This window comes from Pseudomonas sp. S35, assembly GCF_009866765.1.
GTDB lineage: Bacteria > Pseudomonadota > Gammaproteobacteria > Pseudomonadales > Pseudomonadaceae > Aquipseudomonas.
Map to the genome: position 1 here is coordinate 825420 of NZ_CP019431.1, position 19373 is coordinate 844792.

Consider the following 19373-nt stretch of genomic DNA (forward strand, 5'->3'; position numbering starts at 1 on the left):
GAGTGATTCCCCATGTTTGAGCGCCTTATCCAATTCGCCATCGAGCAGCGCATCATCGTGCTGCTGGCGGTGCTGTTGATGGCCGGTGTCGGCATCGCCAGCTATCAGAAACTGCCCATCGACGCGGTGCCCGACATCACCAACGTACAGGTGCAGATCAATTCCGCAGCGGCCGGGTTTTCGCCGTTGGAAACCGAGCAACGCATCACCTTTCCCATTGAAACGGCGATGGCCGGTTTGCCGGGTTTGCAGCAGACACGTTCGCTGTCGCGCTCCGGCTTGTCCCAGGTCACGGTGATTTTCAAGGACGGCACCGACCTGTTCTTCGCCCGCCAACTGGTCAACGAGCGCCTGCAAGTAGCCCGCGCGCAATTGCCCAGCGGCATCGAAACGGCGATGGGGCCGATCTCCAGCGGGCTGGGGGAGATTTTCCTGTGGACCGTGGAAGCCAAGGACGGTGCACTCAAGGACGACGGCACGCCTTACACACCGACGGATTTGCGGGTGATCCAGGACTGGATCATCAAGCCGCAACTGCGCAACGTGCCGGGCGTGGCCGAGATCAACACCATTGGCGGCTTTGCCAAGGAATACCAGATCGCGCCCGACCCCAAGCGCCTGGCGGCCTACAACCTGACCTTGAACGATCTGGTCACCGCGCTGGAGCGCAACAACGCCAACGTCGGCGCCGGTTATATCGAGCGCAGTGGTGAGCAACTGTTGATCCGCGCACCGGGGCAATTGGCGTCCATCAACGACATCGCCAACATCGTCATCACGTCTGCGGACGGCACGCCGATTCGTGTGCGCAACGTGGCCGAGGTCGAGATCGGCCGCGAGCTGCGCACCGGCGCGGCCACCGAAAACGGCCGTGAAGTGGTGTTGGGCACGGTGTTCATGTTGATCGGCGAAAACAGCCGCAGCGTGTCCCAGGCCGTGGCGAAAAAACTCGAAGACATCAACCGCTCGCTGCCCGAAGGCGTGGTGGCCGTCACCGTTTACGACCGCACCAACCTGGTCGAAAAAGCCATCGCCACCGTGAAGAAAAACCTCTTCGAAGGTGCGCTGTTGGTGGTCGCGGTACTGTTTCTGTTCCTGGGCAATATTCGGGCGGCGTTGATCACCGCGATGGTGATTCCCCTGGCGATGCTGTTCACCTTCACGGGGATGTTCACCAACAAAGTCAGCGCCAACCTGATGAGCCTCGGCGCGCTGGACTTCGGCATTATCGTCGACGGCGCGGTGGTGATCGTCGAGAACGCCATCCGCCGCCTGGCCCACGCGCAACAGCGCCACGGCCGCCTGCTTACCCGCAGCGAGCGCCTGCACGAAGTGTTCGCCGCTGCCAAAGAGGCGCGCCGCGCACTGATCTTTGGGCAACTGATCATCATGGTGGTGTACCTGCCGATCTTTGCGCTCACGGGCGTGGCCGGGAAGATGTTTCACCCTATGGCTTTCACCGTGGTGATCGCCTTGCTCGGCGCGATGATTTTGTCGGTGACCTTCGTGCCGGCGGCGATTGCGTTGTTTGTCACCGGCAAGGTCAAGGAAGAAGAAAACCTGGTAATGCGCAGCGCGCGCCGGGTGTACGCGCCCGTGCTGGACTGGGTGATGACGCGCCGCCCGCTGGTGTTTGGCCTGGCGCTGCTGACCATCGTCGGTTCGGGTTGGGTGGCGAGCCGCATGGGCAGTGAATTTATCCCCAGCCTCAGCGAAGGCGACTTCGCCCAACAGGCCCTGCGGGTGCCCGGCACCAGCCTTACGCAATCGGTGCAGATGCAGCAGCAGCTTGAGAAAGCATTGATGGCCCAGGTGCCGGAAATCGAGCGGGTATTTGCGCGCACCGGCACCGCAGAAATTGCCTCCGACCCGATGCCGCCGAATATTTCCGACAGCTACGTGATGCTCAAGCCGAAGGACCAATGGCCCGACCCGAACAAGTCCCGCGAAGCGCTGATTGCCGATATCCAACGCGCCAGTGCGATTGTGCCGGGCAGTGCGTATGAACTGTCGCAACCGATCCAGCTGCGCTTCAATGAGCTGATTTCCGGGGTGCGCAGCGACGTGGCGGTGAAGGTGTTTGGCGATGACATGGCCGTGTTGAACAAGACCGCCGGGGAAATCGCCGAGACCTTGCAGGCACTCGACGGCGCCTCAGAAGTGAAGGTGGAACAGACCTCCGGCCTGCCGGTGCTGACCATCAATATCGACCGCGACAAGGCGGCGCGCTTTGGCCTGAATGTCGGCGATGTGCAGGACACCATCGCCGTCGCCGTCGGTGGGCGCCAGGCCGGTACGTTGTACGAAGGCGACCGCCGTTTCGACATGGTTGTGCGGTTGTCTGACGCGCTGCGCACCGATATCGACGGCCTGTCGCGGCTACTGATTCCAGTGCCGGCGCTGGCCTCCGGGCAGTTGGGCTTTATCGCGCTGTCCCAGGTTGCCAGCCTGGACCTGGTGCTCGGCCCGAACCAGATCAGCCGCGAGAATGGCAAGCGCCTGGTGATCGTCAGCGCCAACGTGCGCGGGCGCGATATCGGCTCGTTTGTGGCAGAGGCCGAAGCGGCCATCACCCACCAAGTGAAGGTGCCGGCGGGCTACTGGACCACCTGGGGCGGGCAGTTCGAGCAACTCAAGGAAGCCTCCGAGCGCTTGCGCATCGTGGTGCCGGTGGCGCTGCTGCTGGTGTTCGGCTTGCTGTTCATGATGTTCAACAACCTCAAGGACGGGCTGTTGGTGTTTACCGGGATTCCGTTCGCATTGACCGGTGGGATCATGGCGCTGTGGCTGCGTGATATCCCGCTGTCGATCTCGGCGGGGGTGGGTTTTATTGCCTTGTCCGGCGTGGCGGTGCTCAACGGCCTGGTGATGATTGCGTTTATCCGCAACCTGCGCGAGGAAGGGCGCTCGCTGTCGGTGGCGATCAACGAAGGCGCGCTGACCCGCCTGCGCCCGGTGTTGATGACCGCACTGGTGGCGTCCCTCGGTTTTATCCCCATGGCCCTGGCCACCGGCACCGGCGCCGAAGTGCAACGGCCGTTGGCGACAGTGGTGATCGGCGGGATTATTTCCTCGACATTGCTGACCTTGCTGGTGCTGCCGGCGTTGTACCAGTGGGCGCATCGCAAGGAAGAGGACACGGCTCAAGGTGCTTGAGGTGCTCAAGGTGCTCAAGGTGTGGTTGTGGTTTTTGTGGTGAGCGGGCTTGCCCCGCGCTGGGCTGCGAAGCGGCCCCATCAAAACCACCGCGGCTCTTCAATTAAAAACGCGGCGCTTGGTTTTAGGGCCGCTTCGCAGCCCAGCGCGGGGCAAGCCCGCTAACTACAACAAAGGTGCTCACTACAACTGTCAGGGAAGGGGAAACACCAGGCTGAACCGCGTAAAAACGCCAGGCTGGCTGGTGACGTCGGCGTGGCCCTGGTGCAGGTGCATGATCGACCGCACGATGGCCAGCCCCAGGCCGGTGCCGCCTTCGGCGCGGGTGCGGCTGCTGTCGGCGCGGTAGAAACGTTCGAACAGGTGCGGCAGGTGGTGTGCTTCGATGCCCCGGCCAGGGTTGCCGACCGATAGCACGACGCTCTGGTCATAGGTCTCCACCAGCAACAACACGCTGGCGCCGTCGGGGGTATGGCGAATCGCGTTGGACAATAAGTTGGAGATGGCGCGCTGGATCATCAGGCGGTCCCCGGTCACCCAGGCGTCGCCGCGCAGGCTGAGGGTGACCTGCTTGTCCTCGGCATTCAGGGAAAACAGCTCCATCACCCGCTGCGCTTCGTCGCCCAATGACACCGCACCAAACCCCGCCCGCGCCGCCGGGTGGCTGACCTGGGCCAGAAACAACATGTCGGAGACGATGCGCGACAGGCGTTCCATTTCTTCGGTGCAGGACTCCAGCCCGGCTTTGTAGTCTGCCGAAGGCCGCTCGCGGGACAGGGTCACCTGGGCCTTGCCCATCAGGTTGGTCAACGGCGCACGCAGTTCGTGGGCCAAGTCGTCGCAAAATTGCGACAGTTGCTGCACCCCGGCATCCAGGCGCTTGAGCATCACGTTGAAACCTTGGGCCAGCTCGCCCAGTTCCTTGGGCAGGTTATCCACAGACAACCGGTGGGTCAGGTCCTGGGTGGTGACTTGCGCCGCCACATGGCTGAACTGCTTCAACGGCGCCAAACCGCGTTGCACCAGCCACCAGGCGCCCATGCCGATCAGGATCAGCAGCAACGGCACGGCGATCACCGTGGAGCGCAGGTAGGCGCTGAGTAGCGCTTCATCGTCGGAGCGGTCCAGCGACAGCAACACGCGTACATAATCGCCGCCGCGCAGGGGCATCACGTGGGTGGCAGTGAGGATGCGATTGTCGCGACCGTCCACCCAATTCACGTAGGCCAGGGTTTTGCCGGCAGGCGCATCGAGCAACAACGGCTGCTGGGGTTTGGCGCCGACGCTGAGCAGCACCGGCGCGTCAGGCTGGGTGCCAGTGATGGTCAGGTAAATGTTGTCGTGGCCCATCACCAGGTCCAGCAGCGAATGCGGGCGGGCGGCGATATCGTGGGGTTTGAGATCCTGGCGCAGGCTGTGCTCCAACTGCGCCATCTTGTTTTCCAGGCCCTTGCGTGCGAGGTTTTCCAGCTCGTGGGTCAGGGCCAGGTAGGCCAGGGTGGCGAGCAACACCACCAGGCCGGCGCCCATCAGGCTGACCGTCAAACCCAGGCGCATCGACAGGCTGCTGGTCTTCATTGGCGCGCTTCCAGCACGTAACCGACGCCGCGAATGGTATGGATCAGCTTGACCTCGCTCTGGTCATCGACCTTGCCGCGCAGGCGGCTGATGGAGACTTCCACCACGTTGGTGTCGCAATCGAAGTTCATGTCCCACACCAGCGAAATGATCTGGGTGCGGGTCATCACCTCGCCAGTCTGGCGCATCAGCACATGCAGCAGGGCGAACTCCTTGGTGGTCAGGTCGATGCGTCGGTTGCCGCGATAGGCACGATGCCGGCGCGGGTCCAGTTCCAGGTCCGAGACGCGCAGCACCTCCGGCAGCGGGATATGTTCACTGCGCCGCAGCAAGGTGCGCACACGGGCCAGCAACTCGGGAAACTCGAAGGGTTTGACCAGGTAGTCGTCGGCGCCCATGTCCAGGCCCTTGATCTTGTCGGCCAGGCGCCCGCGCGCGGTCAGCATCATCACGCGCTGGTTGCCCTCGCTGCGCAGTTGTTCCAGCACTTCCCAGCCGTCGGTGTGGGGCAGGTTGACGTCGAGGATCACCAGTTCATAAGTGTTTTGCCTGGCCAGGTGCAGGCCGTCGATGCCGCTGGCGGCGCAGTCGACGACGTAACCGCTTTCGGTCAGGCCTTGCTGCAGGTAATCGGCGGTTTTCTGCTCGTCCTCAACCACAAGGATACGCATGGGAATTTACCTTCAAGGAAAACGAAAGGAGATGGCCTCATATGAGGCGCTGAGGAAGCTGTAGGAAAACTCTGAAGCCTGAAGTAGCTTTAGGGTCAAGGCGCGTCAGGCCGCTGCGACGATTCGCCGCTGGGCCTATGCCCAAAAAAAACGCCCCAAGCGGGGCGTAAAAAATCATCTCTGTTCCAAAGGAGCTACACAAAAGCTGCAGAGATGAAGTGTGTTCGATGTGCAGTATAAAAAGTGCAACTTAACGAGAAGGTGAGGCCGATATTACAGTTTTGACAGACTTCAACTTGTGAAGAGATGTAGCGCTTCGGCAAGTGAATGTAAGCGCGGCGACTTACAGTACGGCCAGTGGGTATTCGATGATCACACGGACTTCTTCCAGGTCCGACTCGAATGCACTTGAGCGCACGCTGGCCTGGCGCAGCCTGAGGGATAGATCTTTCAAGTTGCCACTTTGCACCACATATTTGGCTTCGATATCCCGCTCCCATCGGCGTTGGTCGGTCAGCGGGTCGCCGGCCCCATCGCGGCGCATGTACACCGCGTTGGCATTGCTGTAATCGGCGCCGGTGCCCTTGCCGTAGCGGGTCATGAACGACAGGCCGGGGATGCCGAAGGCCTGCATGTCGAGGTCATAGCGCACCATCCACGAGCGTTCCTTGGGCGAGTTGAAGTCGCTGTATTGGATCGAGTTGTTGAGGAAGATCGAGTCCGAGTTGCGCAGGTAATCGAAGTCGTCATCGCCGTTGTTGCGTTGATGGGACACGGCCAGACTGTGGGCGCCGACCTTCACGCCGACGCGGGCGCTCCAGATGGTGTTGTCGAATTCACCGAGCAGTTTTTTACCTTCGTCCACCGCCTTGTAGACGTTGGCGTCGCCGAACAATGAGACGTCGTCGCTCAGCGGGTAACTGGCAGCGCTGCCCGCGTAATACTGGTTCCAGGCGTCTTTGAGTCGGCTGCTGTACAGGCTCAGGCTGAGGTGTTTGTTGAGTTGGTAATCGCCGCCGCCGTAGGCGATCCAGGGCGAGTCCACGGGGCCTGCGTAAAACGTTGCGAAGCCTTTGTTCATGCCGCTTTGGGTGGGCTGGCTCATGCCGTCCAGGCGCCCGCCCTGCAGCGTCAGGCCTTGCAGGCTGGTGTTCTGTAAGGTCACGCCGCGAAAACTTTCCGGCAATACGCGCGAATCACCGTAGGCCACCACCGGCGTGAGCGGGAACACGTCGCCGGCCTTGATCACGCTGTCCAACACGCGCAGTTTCGCCGCGCCGCCGACTTTGCTGTAGCTGTCTTCGGGATGATTGTTGCTGTCCACTGGCAGCATGCCGAACGAGCCTTTGCCGCCGCTGCGGCCGGTGCCCGAGTCGAGCTTCACGCCGACCATGGCAAATGCGTCCAGGCCAAACCCCACGGTGCCCTGGGTAAAGCCGGACTCGAATTTACCGATCAGACCCTGGGCCCAGGCCTCGGAATAGCCATTGCCGGTAGGGCTGGACTGGCCTTTGCGATCATCGCGATTGAAGTAAAAGTTGCGCGCCAGCACGTTCAGGCTGCTGCCTTCGATGAACCCCTCGGGCGTGTCTTCGGCGGCTACCGCTGCCAGGGGTAAGGCGGCGCACAGTGAAAGGGGAAGGGTGTAATAACGGATGTGCATGTTTCGCTCCTCGGTATTGGCAGTGGTCAGCTTCTTATGGGGGTGGGCGTTCTTATTGATCTGGCCCGGGCTGATAGTTGCAAACCGTGGATAACGATTGGATGGCTTGAACATTACAATTCTGGAACCTCACCGGCATCTAACAAATAAGTAATGTTCTGGTGAACCTCGTGAAAGGGTGGGGTGGTTAGTCTCGGCACTGAACTTTCAGTCGAGGAATTAACCATGAACTTTTATCGCGTTGGCTTGGGTGTATTGACCGCAACGTTGTCATTCGGGGCGCTGGCTGAAAACGGCGGTGATCGCACCTTTGCCCTGATGATGGAGCGCAACGAAAAGGCAATGGCCGCCTATGCCGAGAAACAGGGCAAGCCGGCGCCTCAGGTGCAGGTGTATCGCTATGGCATGGACCTGGACATCGCCAAGGTGGTCAGCGTCACGCCGCCGATTCGCGCCTGCAAGGCGGTGCCCTCGCGCATGACCTATGAAGACTCCAGCGGCTCGCTCAATACTTTGGAATATCAAGTTATGGGCGTGTGTCGAAATAACGGCGGTTAATGGCGTCAAAAAAAAGAGTGCGGTATGACACTAAAGTACGCTTCAGAAAAGCCCCGCAGGGCCGATGCAGGTCAGATCTCTCTCCCATTGACCATCGGTGCCTAATGTTCAACACCCGTTTGAAGCAGGAGCTTTCGGCTCTTCGCGAAGAATTGTCCAGCTTGCAACAGGTCAAGGAGAGCCTGGAAAGCGAAATGCTGTGCCTGACGCTGGACGCCGAAGGCCGCGTGGAATGGGCCAACACCAACTTCCTGCAGGAACTGGCCTATCAGTCGAGCAACATTGTGGGGCGGCCCATTGACGATCTGATGCCGGAACACGTGCGCAGGGATGAATTCCAGCAGCGTTTCAACAATGCCCTGCGCCGTGGCGAACACTTTGCCGGCACCGTGCGGCTGATGCGTGGCAATGGCCAGGAAGCCTGGCTGCGCTCCATCGTGCAGCCGGTGCGCAGTTCCGATGGACGCATCAAGCATTTCTCGATTTTCTCCAGCGACCTTACCCGCACCATCGAAGCGTCGCGCGAGCATGAAAACCTGATCACCGCGCTGGTACGCTCCACCGCCGTGATCGAGTTCGACCTCGGCGGGCATGTGCTCACCGCGAACGACCGCTTCCTCGCCGGCATGGGGTACAGCCTGGCGCAGATCAAGGGCAAACATCACCGCATGTTCTGCGAACCAGAGGAGTACAACAGCGCCGAGTACCAGAACTTCTGGAAGCGTCTGAACAACGGTGAGTTCGTCGCATCGCGTTTCAAGCGTGTGGACAGCCGTGGCCAGGTGGTGTGGTTGGAAGCCACCTACAACCCGGTGCTGGACGCCAACGAGCGGCTGTACAAAGTGGTCAAGTTCGCCACGGTGATCACCGATCAGGTCAACCGTGAACAGACAGTGGCCGACGCCGCGAACATCGCGTACAGCACCTCCCTGCAAACCGACAGCAGCGCCCAGCGCGGCACCACGGTGGTGACTCAGGCGGTGGAGGTGATGCGCGACCTGGCCACGCACATGCAGCAGGCGGGCGAAGGTATCGAGGCGCTGAATGCACAATCCCAAGTGATCGGCACCATCGTCAAAACCATCAGTGGCATCGCCGAGCAGACCAACTTGCTGGCGCTCAACGCCGCCATCGAAGCGGCGCGTGCCGGTGAGCAGGGTCGGGGGTTTGCGGTGGTGGCCGATGAAGTGCGCCAGTTGGCGTCACGTACCAGCAAAGCCACCGAGGAAATTGTCGGTGTGGTGCGTCAGAACCAGGACATGGCCCGCGACGCCGTGGCGCTGATGACCGATGGCCGCCTGCAAGCCGAGCAGGGCTTGGCCCTGGCGGCAGAAGCGGGCACGGTGATCGTGGAAATCCAGGACGGTGCACAGAAGGTGGTCAGCGCTGTGGGGCAATTCGCAAACCAATTGTCGACTTGATCCGTAGGGCTCGTGCTTGAGGTATCGTAGGTTTTTTCGTTTTGAAGAGCCGATCCTCCATGAGCCCTGCCCACTGCCGCCCCGTTCCGCTGTCCAAGGCCTATCGCTTGCTCAACCACGGCCCGACCGTGCTGGTGAGTGCTGCCCACAACGGCCAACGCAATATCATGGCTGCCGCCTGGGCGATGCCGCTGGATTTTGAGCCGCCGAAAGTCGCGGTGGTGCTGGACAAGGCCACCTGGACCCGCCAACTGCTGGAAGGCGCTGGTACGTTTGTGCTGCAGGTGCCTTGCGCGGCCCAGGCCGACCTGGTGCAGACGGTCGGTAATACCACCGGTTCTGAAACCGATAAATTCGCCGCGTATGGCCTGCACACCTTCAAGGGCGAACACACCGACGCGCCGTTGCTGGAAGGCTGCGTCGCGTGGCTGGAGTGCCGCCTGCTGCCCGAACCCCACAACCAGCAAACCTACGATTTGTTCCTCGGCGAAGTGGTCGCGGCGTATGCCGACGAGCGCGTGTTCAGCGAAGGCCATTGGCACTTTGACGGCCATGATGAACGGCGGACCTTGCACCATGTGGCCGGCGGCAATTTCCTGGTGATCGGAGATCAACTGCAAGCGGTCAGCCTAAAACCCAAGGGTGCACCCGATAGCTGAAACAACATCAAGCAAATGTGGGAGTGGGCGTGCATTTCAAGTCGCTGACTCAGCGCCCGAGCATCTTCACCCATCGCGACGGCGGCATGCCGTAGGTGCTGCGAAACTGCCGGGTCATGTGGCTCTGGTCGGTGAAGCCGGCCGTCATTGCCGCATCCACCAAGGATTGGCCCTGGGCCAGCAGGCTGCGCACCAGGTCCAGCCGGCGCATGGTCAGGTAGCGGTAGGGGCTGGTGCCGAACAGCAAGCGAAAATCCCGCGATAACGCCCAGCGGTCGCGGCCGGCGTGGTCGGCCATTTCATCCAGGGTGATGCTGCGGCCCAGGGCGCTGTGGATAAATTCCCGGGCGCGTTCGGCGGCTACGTAATCGAAGGTCTTGCGGCTGACGATCGCCCCCGAGGCATTGCTGAGCGCATGGGCCAGGTCGAACATCGCGTCCTGTTCCTGCAACGGATCAATCGGGCAATCGAGGCTTTGCAGTAACGCTTCGCTGGCGCGAAACAGCCTGGGGTCCGTGGATAAACCACTGGGGATAAACGGCAGCGGCTTGCCGCCGAGGATCTGCTGGATCAGTGCCGGCTCCACGTAGATCATCCGGTACTTGAAGCCTTCGTCGCTGCCGGCGTGGCCGTCGTGGGTCTCATCGGGGTGAAGCACCATGGTCGTGCCGGGGAGGCTGTGGATCATGTGGCCGCGGTAATGAAAGCTCTGCACGCCAGACAAAGTACGCCCGATGGCGTAGGTGTCATGGCGGTGTGGGTCGAAGGCAAAGCCCGCAAAGTACGCCTCGATACGGTCCAGGCCGCTGGCATGCGGGGCGCGGTGCAGCCAGTCGAAGTTGGGGGTCGGTTTGCCCATGGTGGCTTGTCACAAAAAGAGAGGGAATTACGTTAACCCAGTCTGCATCGCCTGTCTGCCGGGGTCTTGTACGATTGTGCAGGCGGTGGGGGCGGCCTATGCTGCAAACTCGTAATTGCCCTGATGGAGCGCCCGCATGGAAGTTTTCAACCCCGCCTACGTGGCGCCCCTAGCATCGCTGGCCATGCTGTGGACGGTGGCGGTGGTGACGCCGGGGCCCAACTTCTTCAACACGGCACAGTTGGCGGCCAGTTGTTCGCGCCGCCATGGCGTGGTGGCTTCGGCGGGCGTGTCCACCGGCACGATCATGTGGGGGCTGGCGGGTGGCCTGGGCATCAAGTCGCTGTTTACCGCTGCACCCATGTTGTACCTGGCGTTCAAGATCATTGGCGGCTGCTACCTGATTTACCTGGGCCTGAAACTGTTCAAACGCTCGGCACCGGCCATGGGCCAGAGCCCGTTACCGGACGATGCGCGACGTTCGCTGTTTTCCGCCTGGCGCCTGGGGTTATTGGGCAATCTGTCCAATCCCAAGGCCGCGTTGTTCGTCGCCACCATCTTCGCCTCCACCATGCCGCCGTCACCGTCGCCGATGCTGCTGACCCTGGCGGTCATCACCATGGCTACCTTGTCGTTCAGTTGGTATTCCTGCGTGGCCCTGGTTTTTTCCAGTGCGCATATGGCCAGTCTCTACAGCCGCTCACGCAAATGGCTCGATCGTTTTGCCGGCGGTTGCTACGTGTTGTTCGGCGCACATCTTGTAGCGAATCGCTGACGGCCCGTGGTAAGAAGCCTTACGTTTATTTGTGAGGGCGAGTCATGAGCAAGGTGCGGGTCGGTATTATTTTTGGTGGCCGTTCGGCCGAGCACGAAGTGTCGCTGCAATCGGCGCGCAACATCGTCGATGCGCTGGATCGCACACGCTTCGAACCGGTCCTTATCGGCATCGACAAGGCAGGCCACTGGCACCTCAACGACACGTCGAACTTCCTGATCAACCAGGAAAACCCGGCGCTCATCGCCCTCAACCAGTCCAACCGCGAACTGGCCGTGGTGCCCGGCAAAGCCAGCCAGCAAGTGGTGGAAACCGCTGGCAACGGCCTGCTGGCACACATTGACGTGATCTTCCCCATCGTCCACGGCACCCTTGGCGAAGACGGCTGCCTGCAAGGCCTGCTGCGCATGGCCGACCTGCCTTTCGTCGGCTCCGATGTGCTCGGCTCGGCGGTGTGCATGGACAAGGACATCAGCAAGCGCTTGCTGCGCGACGCCGGCATTGCGGTGACGCCGTTCATTACCCTGACCCGCAGCACTGCGGCGCGTACTTCCTTTGAAACTGCGGCGGATAAACTCGGCCTGCCGATGTTCGTCAAACCGGCCAACCAGGGGTCTTCGGTAGGCGTGAGCAAGGTGGGTAACGAGGCCGAGTACCACGCTGGCGTGGAACTGGCCCTGGGGTTTGATCAAAAGGTGCTGGTGGAATCCGCAGTGCGTGGCCGCGAAATCGAATGCGCCGTGCTGGGCAACGAGAACCCCATCGCCAGCGGTTGCGGCGAGATTGTGGTGAAAAGCGGTTTCTATTCTTACGACAGCAAATACATCGACGACCAGGCCGCCCAGGTGGTGGTCCCGGCGGCGATCAGCCCAGAGGCCAGCGAGCGGATTCGCCAATTGGCCATCGACGCATTTGAAGTGTTGGGCTGCTCAGGCCTGGCGCGGGTCGATGTGTTTTTGACCGACGACGGCGAAGTGCTGATCAACGAAATCAACTCACTGCCCGGCTTCACCCGCATCAGCATGTACCCCAAGCTGTGGCAGGCAGCGGGCATGAGCTACAGCGAGTTGGTGAGCCGGTTGATTGAGCTGGCGCTGGAGCGGCATGCGGGGCGCCAGGGGTTGAAGATCAGCCGTTGATTTACCAAGCCTTGATGTTCATCAATCCCCCAGGGCTTCGCCTTCACGCCGAGGATCCGCGCCGCCGCTCAGCGACACCTTGCCCTGGGCATCGCGCGTAAGAACAATCGCCTGGACGCCGCTGGTCATGTCCATCTCGCTCAGCGCATGGCCCTTGTCCTTCAGCGTCTGCTTCAAGCCTGGACTGAACAAGCCAGCCTCCAGCTCGGTTGCCCCATTACGGCTGCCGAAGTTCGGCAGGTTGATGGCGGCTTGTGGGTCGAGTTTCCAGTCGAGCATGGCCACCAGGGATTTGCTCACGTATTCGATGATTTGCGAGCCGCCCGGCGAACCTACCGTGGCCAGCAGCTCACCGCTCTGGCGGTCGAACACCAGAGTCGGCGCCATGGCCGAACGCGGGCGTTTGCCGGGTTGCACGCGGTTGGCAACCGGCTGACCGTTCTCTTCGGGGATGAACGAGAAGTCGGTCATCTGGTTGTTGAGTAAAAAGCCCTGGACCATCACATGTGAGCCAAACGCGGCTTCCACCGTGGTGGTCATCGACACGGCGCCGCCCAGGTCATCCACGGCCACTACTTGCGAGGTGGAAATGCGCAGTGGCGAACGGTCCGGCGCGTAGGCCACTTGAACGCCCGCAGGCTGGCCTGGCGTGGCGATGCCCATGCTGCGCTCACCGATCAGCGAGGCGCGTTGGGCCAGGTAGCTTGGCGCGACAAGGCCGGCGACCGGCACCGGTGTAAAGTCCGAATCCGCCACGTACAGCGCACGGTCGGCGAAGGCCAGGCGACCGGCTTCGGCGATCAGGTGCACGGCCTCGGGCCTTGGCTCAAGCCCGGCCGGCGAGGTGCTTGTTATCGGTGTCATCGGCGCGATGGCCAGGCGCGGGTCGCGGGCTTGCAGGGCCTGCAAGGTGCCGAGGATCTGCGCGACCGCAATTCCCCCTGACGACGGTGGCGGCATGCCACAGATTTTCCAGCGCTTGTAGTCGGTGCACAGCGGTTCGCGCTCCTTGGCCGCGTAACCCTTCAGGTCGGCCACGGACAGGCTGCCCGCATTGCGATGGCCCTGCACTTTGCGCGCAATCTCATCGGCAATCGGCCCGTGGTACAGCGCGTCCGGGCCTTGCTTGGCGATGCGTTTGAACACGGCAGCCAGTGCCGGATTTTTCAGCAGCGTGCCGGTGGCTTTGGGTGAGCCATCGGCATTCAGGAAGTAGGCGGCCATCTCGGGTGACTGCGCAATAAAGCGGTCAGCCGCGATCAGACTGTGCAGGCGCGGTGAAATCGCGAAGCCTTGCTCCGACAAGCGAATCGCCGGCTCAAACAGCGTGGCCCATTGCAGGTGGCCGGTCTGTTTATGGGCCATCTCCAGGGCGCGCAGCACACCGGGCGTGCCCACCGAACGCCCGCCAATCTGCGCGTCGGTGAAGGCCATCGGTGTGCCGTCGGCATTCAGGAATAATCGCTCCGTCGCCCCGGCCGGCGCGGTTTCGCGACCGTCGTAGGCGTGCACCTTTTTCCCGTCCCACAGCATGATGAACGCACCGCCGCCGATGCCGGAGGATTGCGGCTCTACGAGGGTCAGCACCGCCTGCATGGCGATCGCCGCATCAATCGCCGAACCGCCTTGGCGCAACATCTCGCGTCCGGCTTCGGCGGCCAGCGGGTTGGCGGCGGCGGCCATATGGCGTTCGGCGTGTCGAGTGCTCAGGTCGGTGCGATAGCCCGAGCCCAGTTCCGGTGCCGGTGGTTGTTCGTTGACCGGGGTGTGGCAGGCCGCGAGGGCCAGGGCTGCGGCAATAACCGACAACTGACGGCGGGAAATCGAAAACACGTGCTGAACTCCGTTCATTTTGAGAATGATCTGTTGTCCTTGGGAACTGCTGATTACAGGTAGATCGTGCCTTGCATGTACAACACGGCCTTACCGCAAATGATCACCCGGTCGCCCTTGAGCGCGCAGCGCAATTGGCCTTTGCGTTTACCGCCTTGCTCCGCCGTCAGTGTTGTTTTGCCCAGGCGTGCAGCCCAGAACGGCGCCAGCGAGGTGTGCGCGGAACCTGTGACCGGGTCTTCGTTGACGCCCACGTTCGGCCCGAACCAGCGGGAAATAAAATCGAACTGCGTGCCTTGGGTGGTTACTGCGATCCCGCGTTTAGGCAGGCCCTTGAGCCGTGCAAAATCCGGCGTCAGCGCGGCGACCTGGGCTTCGTCGTCCACCAGCACGATGTAGTCATCGGTGCCGAAGACCTCGGCGCTTTCGATTCCCAATGCACTCAACAGACCGGCTGGCGGCTCACAGGGCTGTGGCGTCCGTACCGGGAAATCCATCGCCAGCTCATCGCCATCGCGCGTGACCCGCAGCTCACCACTGCGGGTGGCGAAGCGCAGCACTTCGGGGGCATCGGGCAGTTGGTTGATCAGCACCCACGCCGCCGCCAGCGTGGCATGGCCACACAGGTCCACTTCGACTTCGGGGGTAAACCAGCGCAATTCGTAAAACCCGTCACGGGGCACGAAGTAGGCGGTTTCGGAGAGGTTGTTTTCGGCGGCGATATTTTGCAGTTGATCGTCAGGCAGCCACTCGGTGAGCGGGCACACTGCGGCCGGGTTGCCGCCGAAGGGATGTTGGCTGAAGGCGTCGACTTGGTAGATGTCCAGTTTCACCGGGAAGCACTCCGTGTAGGGGAGGCTGGACACTAACAGTGGCAAGGGAGGGCGTCAAAAACGGCCTGCCCTGGGGTAGGCCGTGTGGATCAATCCATCAGAAGTCCCAGCGCGTGGTCAGCATGAAGTGACGCGGTGCGCCGTAGATGGCCGAGTTATAGAAGCCCACGTTGGTGTAGTAGTACTTATCGAACACGTTGTTGAGGTTCAGCGTGGTCGACAGGTTTTTGGTGAATTGGTAGCGCGTCATCAGGTCCACCACCCAGTAGGACTCTTGGGAGAATTTATCGGTGGTGCCCTTGGGGCTGTTGTAGATGTCCTGCCACACCGTGTTCTGCCAGCGCAGGCCGCCACCGACGCTGACTTTGTCCAACTCGCCCTTGAGCTTGTAGATGGTGTACATGCTCACCTGGTCCTCGGGCTCGAAGGTCGAGACTTTCTTGCCGGCATCGTCGCGCACCACTTTGTGGGTGTAGCCGCCCTGCAACTGCCAGCCGGGGGCGATTTCGCCGGACAGTTCCAGCTCATAGCCCTTGGTCGTCGCGTCGGTGCCCTTGAAGGCATAGTTGGATGGGGTCGGTGTCTGGTTGTTGTAGGCATCGTCGGGCAAGGAACGGTTGCTTTCCTTGACTTCGAAGTACGCCAGGCTGGCGTTCAGGCGACCGTCGAGGAACTCGCCCTTGAGGCCCACTTCGTAGTTCTCGCCTTCGTCCGGGTCGATCAGCTTACGGTCACGGTCGAGGTTGTAGCTTTCCTGGGGCATGAACACATCGGTGTAGCTGACATAGGCCGACAGGTTTTCTGTGAGGTCATAGATGGCCCCGGCGTAGGGGATGAAACGTCCGGTTTCACGATAGGTGTCGGTGCTGCCGGTCAGGGTGTAGTCGACCACGCGACCGCCGAGCAACAGTTTCAGATCGTCGGTGAGGCTCCAGCGGGTGGTGACGTACAGGCCGGTCTGGCGAATGGTGTCGTCGATGACTTGCGAGGCCACGCCCCAGCCGGGCTTGGCCAGATTGCCGTGCCAGTTGAAGTAGTCAACCAGGTTGGCCGTAGGGAAGGTTTCGTCCCAGTAACCCTTGCCCTTCCAGTGGGCGGTGCTGATCGAGCCGCCCACCACCAGGTCATGTTCGCGGCCGAGGAAGTTGAATGGGCCGCTGAGGTACAGGTCGGCCGAATCGCTGGTGGTCTCGCCTTTGTAGCGCTGGGCGTTGATGTCCGCAGTGCCGTCCGCTGCCGGCTGGTAGAACTGGATCGCACCCAGTTGGGCATCGTAACCGTTGAGCTTGTGGTCCAGTTGCAGCTTGGTCACCCAGCCGTCGCCGAGGTCGTGCTCCAGGTTCGCGAACACCGTGCGGGTGTATTGCTGCCAACTGCTCCAGTCGGTGGCATTGCTGAAGGAGCGTTTGGCATTGTTCAGCTCACCGGCGTAGTTGAACAGCGGGAAGCTGCCGGACCAGGTCGAGCCTTTGGGTTTGCTGTCCTGATAGTCGGCGCCCACGGTGAGCAGGGTGTCGGGCGACAGGTCGAACTCGAGGATGCCGTAGAACACTGAGCTTTTGTTCGAGTAGCGGTCGATCCAGGACTTGCTGTCCTGATACGCCGCCACCGCGCGCCCGCGCACATTGCCGGTTTCGGTCAGCGGGCCGCTGACATCCACTTCCGTGCGGTAGTTGTCCCAGGTGCCCGCCGCCGTAGTGATGTGGCCGAGGAACTCCGCCGTGGGCTTCTTGCGCACCAGGTTGATGGTGCCGCCCAGGGAGCCGGCGCCGCTGAGCAGGCCCGAGGCACCCTTGAGCACTTCGACACGGTCGTAGATCGCCATGTCGCTGAGGGTGTTGCCCGCCGAATAAGCCACGTTGCGCACGGCGGAGGGGATGCCGTCGTACTGGAAATTGTTGATCGAAAAACCGCGCGAGTAGTAGTTGCTGCGATCGGTGTCGTAGGCCGACACGGTGATGCCAGGCGTGTGGCGCATTACGTCGTCAACGCTGTCGAGGGCGAAGTCATCCATGTGCTGGCGCGTGACGACACTGATGGACTGCGGCGTTTCACGGGGCGTAAGCACCAGGCGCGTGGCCGTGGCGATGGTGCCCGGGGTGTAGGAACCGGTGCCTTCGGTGACGGTGCCCAACTGGTTGCTGATCACCGTGGTGGTGCCCAGTTGCAAGGCCGCGCCGGGTTGCTCGGTGCGGGTCAGCATCACTGCGTTGGGGCCGTTGCTCTCGAAACTCAGGGGCGTGCCTTTGAGCAATTGGGCCAATGCCTCCAGGGCGGTCATGCGACCGCTGACGCCGGGCGATTCGACGCCCTGGGCCAGCTCTGCCGCGTAGGCAATCTGCAGCCCGCTCTGCACACTCAATTGATCCAGGGCATTGACCAGCGACTGCCGCGCGATGGCAAAGCTACGGGTGTCCGCCGCTTCGCGAGTGGCCGGCTGGCCCGCCGGTTCCACGGCAACGGCGTGGCTGCACGCCAGGCAGATGGCGAGCGCCAGAATGCTGCGCGCATGGGTCGGATTGAGTGCTGGAAAGTGCATGTGAGCCCCGTTATAAATAGGAATGATTTGCAAAGGCAAAGTTCTTGACGGGTTGAACCTTCGAAAGCCGTAAAACTTTTTTCGACGGTATCGGTGCTCGGTGTCAGCGGATAACCAGGATGCCGCCGGGCAGGCGCTGGACCTGGGTGGACGTGACTTTGCTCAGCGCCTGGACGATCGCCAGCGGGTCATCCAATTGGTAATTGCCGCTGACGCGCTCACTGGCGGCGGCATCGTTGAATAACAGGATCGGCGCCGGGTAATACCGCTGGATCTCTTCCAGTACCTGCGCCAGTGGCGCGTTCTGGAACGACAGCCGCCCGTTGATCCAGGCCATCTGCCGTTCACTGCCTTCCAGGGACAACGGTTGCAGTTGTCCATCGCGCAATTGTTGCCAGTTGCCCGCGTGCAGCAGGCTTTGTTCGCCCTTGCGGTTGGCGAAGCGCACTTGGCCCTGGCGCACGGCGACGGTGACGCTCGCGTCGCGCTGGCTGACGCTCAATTGCGTGCCGACCACGGTCACGCTGGCCTCGGCAGTCTCGATGCTCAGGGGGCGGTTTGCGTCATGGGCGGCTTCGACGTAAAGCTCGCCGCGCAGCAGCTTGATGCGTCGATGGCCGCCGTCGAAGGCGGTGCTGATTGCGCTGTGGCTGCCCAGCACGATGTGTGAGCCGTCTTCGAGGTCAAAGCGTTCCAGCTGGGCGATGTCGGTCATGTGATCGGCTTGCAGGCGCATGGGCACGTCGGCCATCCAGCCGATGCCCAGTGCGAGCAACACCGCAGCGGCGGTGGCCATCAAACGCATCCTGGGAGGCTTGGCGGCGAGTGGGGCAGGGGGTAATTCAAGGTCGACGGCGAGGTCTTTCAAGGCCTGCTCGAAGGCGCGGTTTTCCCACAGCGTCTCCAGTTCGCTGTACGCGCTGGCATGCCGGGGATCGGCAGCGCGCCACTGCTCAAAGCGCTGGCGGGTGATGAGGTTGCGCGCCATCTCATCGCGCTGGGCGAACCAGTCGGCCGCCTGTTCACGCACGGTGTCGGGAGTGTCTGGATGATCAATCATGGTAGGTCGTTTGCTTGACGCAGGCAGTGAGGGCTTGGCGCAGGTCTTTTTCCACCGTACTCAACGACACTTGCAGGCGCTGGGCGATCTCGCCTTGGGACAGGTCGTGCAATCGATGCAATACCAGGATTTGTTGCTGGCGTTTGGGCAAGGTAGCGAGCACCTGTTGAAACTGCTGCAGTTGCTGTTGGCCCTGGGCCTGGCTCTCCGGTCCGGGTGCCAGGGTAGGCACCAGGGCCACCAGGTTTTCGGCCAAATGGCACTCATAGCGCCTTTTACTGCGCACACTGCGCAAATGGTCAAAGGCCAGGTACTGCGCGGTTTGATAAAGAAACGGCTTCAAGTGTTCGATGGGGCGGGCGTATAGCGCCTTGGCCACCTTCAGGTAGGTTTCCTGGGCAAGGTCCTCTGCCTGGCTCGAACAGCCGACGACGCGCGACAGCATACGGATTAACGCACTGCGCTGCCCGATAAAAACGGCGCTGAGTTTTTCCTGATCCCCTGGCGTCCCCGTCTCCATGGCCCCGATACCCTGATGCTGCAGTGTGCGAATAGCGGGCATACTAATGAGAAGTCGTCTCATTTGAAAGGGCTCATGCCTGGCGCGGTATTCTTGCTCTGGCTACGCC

General features: G+C 61.8%; 15 protein-coding genes. 6 read left to right on the forward strand and 9 right to left on the reverse strand.

All coding sequences use genetic code 11. The features are described from left to right. Nucleotides 1–12: 12 nt before the first annotated feature. Nucleotides 13–3156 carry a CusA/CzcA family heavy metal efflux RND transporter gene (locus tag PspS35_RS03510; protein WP_159932801.1) on the forward strand — a complete coding sequence of 1048 codons (3144 nt, stop codon included), beginning with the start codon at nucleotides 13–15 and terminating at the stop codon, nucleotides 3154–3156. 192 nt (nucleotides 3157–3348) lie between these two features. Here the strand turns inward: PspS35_RS03510 and PspS35_RS03515 are convergent, their stop codons facing one another. The 3 genes from PspS35_RS03515 to PspS35_RS03525 form a co-directional block, all read right to left on the reverse strand. Continuing rightward, a complete protein-coding gene (locus PspS35_RS03515; RefSeq protein ID WP_159932802.1) occupies nucleotides 3349–4734 on the reverse strand; it encodes a heavy metal sensor histidine kinase in 1386 nt (461 codons plus the stop codon). Beyond that, entirely contained in the window at nucleotides 4731–5405 is a 675-nt protein-coding gene (locus tag PspS35_RS03520; RefSeq protein ID WP_159932803.1) for a heavy metal response regulator transcription factor, read from the reverse strand. The genes PspS35_RS03515 and PspS35_RS03520 overlap by 4 nt, the downstream gene beginning before the upstream one ends. A 343-nt stretch (nucleotides 5406–5748) precedes the next feature. After that, nucleotides 5749–7068 (reverse strand): OprD family porin, encoded by a 1320-nt coding sequence (locus PspS35_RS03525; RefSeq protein ID WP_159932804.1) that lies wholly within the window; start codon nucleotides 7066–7068, stop codon nucleotides 5749–5751. A gap of 225 nt (nucleotides 7069–7293) precedes the next feature. Between PspS35_RS03525 and PspS35_RS03530 the strand changes: the two genes are divergently transcribed. The 3 genes from PspS35_RS03530 to PspS35_RS03540 all read left to right on the forward strand — a co-directional run bounded on the left by PspS35_RS03530 (nucleotide 7294) and on the right by PspS35_RS03540 (nucleotide 9706). After that, nucleotides 7294–7626, forward strand: a complete 333-nt coding sequence (locus PspS35_RS03530; RefSeq protein ID WP_159932805.1) for a DUF2790 domain-containing protein — start codon at nucleotides 7294–7296, stop codon at nucleotides 7624–7626. Between the two features lie 104 nt (nucleotides 7627–7730). After that, on the forward strand, nucleotides 7731–9047 hold the full coding sequence (locus PspS35_RS03535) for a methyl-accepting chemotaxis protein (RefSeq protein ID WP_159932806.1): 1317 nt from the start codon (nucleotides 7731–7733) through the stop codon (nucleotides 9045–9047). Nucleotides 9048–9106: 59 nt separating this feature from the next. Continuing rightward, complete coding sequence (locus tag PspS35_RS03540) at nucleotides 9107–9706, forward strand: flavin reductase family protein (protein WP_159932807.1); 600 nt, start codon at nucleotides 9107–9109, stop codon at nucleotides 9704–9706. 49 nt (nucleotides 9707–9755) lie between these two features. Here the strand turns inward: PspS35_RS03540 and PspS35_RS03545 are convergent, their stop codons facing one another. Further along, nucleotides 9756–10565 carry an AraC family transcriptional regulator gene (locus tag PspS35_RS03545; protein ID WP_159932808.1) on the reverse strand — a complete coding sequence of 270 codons (810 nt, stop codon included), beginning with the start codon at nucleotides 10563–10565 and terminating at the stop codon, nucleotides 9756–9758. A 136-nt stretch (nucleotides 10566–10701) separates the two neighbouring features. On the opposite strand from PspS35_RS03545, the gene PspS35_RS03550 reads away from it, so the two are divergent. Beyond that, entirely contained in the window at nucleotides 10702–11340 is a 639-nt protein-coding gene (locus PspS35_RS03550; protein ID WP_159932809.1) for a LysE family transporter, read from the forward strand. 44 nt (nucleotides 11341–11384) lie between these two features. Beyond that, nucleotides 11385–12479 (forward strand): D-alanine--D-alanine ligase, encoded by a 1095-nt coding sequence (gene ddlA / locus PspS35_RS03555; RefSeq protein ID WP_159932810.1) that lies wholly within the window; start codon nucleotides 11385–11387, stop codon nucleotides 12477–12479. Nucleotides 12480–12500: 21 nt separating this feature from the next. Here ddlA and ggt read toward each other — a convergent pair whose 3' ends face one another. From ggt to PspS35_RS03580, 5 genes are all read right to left on the reverse strand, one after another. Next, nucleotides 12501–14330 carry a gamma-glutamyltransferase gene (gene ggt, locus PspS35_RS03560; RefSeq protein WP_159932811.1) on the reverse strand — a complete coding sequence of 610 codons (1830 nt, stop codon included), beginning with the start codon at nucleotides 14328–14330 and terminating at the stop codon, nucleotides 12501–12503. A 35-nt stretch (nucleotides 14331–14365) separates the two neighbouring features. Further along, nucleotides 14366–15145, reverse strand: coding sequence for a PhzF family phenazine biosynthesis protein (locus PspS35_RS03565; RefSeq protein WP_159932812.1), 780 nt, complete (start codon nucleotides 15143–15145; stop codon nucleotides 14366–14368). Nucleotides 15146–15242: 97 nt separating this feature from the next. Next, nucleotides 15243–17684 carry a TonB-dependent siderophore receptor gene (locus PspS35_RS03570; RefSeq protein WP_159932813.1) on the reverse strand — a complete coding sequence of 814 codons (2442 nt, stop codon included), beginning with the start codon at nucleotides 17682–17684 and terminating at the stop codon, nucleotides 15243–15245. A 103-nt stretch (nucleotides 17685–17787) separates the two neighbouring features. Further along, nucleotides 17788–18744: a FecR domain-containing protein gene (locus tag PspS35_RS03575; RefSeq protein ID WP_159932814.1), complete on the reverse strand. Its 957-nt coding sequence runs from the start codon at nucleotides 18742–18744 to the stop codon at nucleotides 17788–17790. Continuing rightward, nucleotides 18737–19264: an RNA polymerase sigma factor gene (locus PspS35_RS03580; RefSeq protein WP_159932815.1), complete on the reverse strand. Its 528-nt coding sequence runs from the start codon at nucleotides 19262–19264 to the stop codon at nucleotides 18737–18739. The genes PspS35_RS03575 and PspS35_RS03580 overlap by 8 nt, the downstream gene beginning before the upstream one ends. Between the last annotated feature and the right edge of the window lie 109 nt (nucleotides 19265–19373).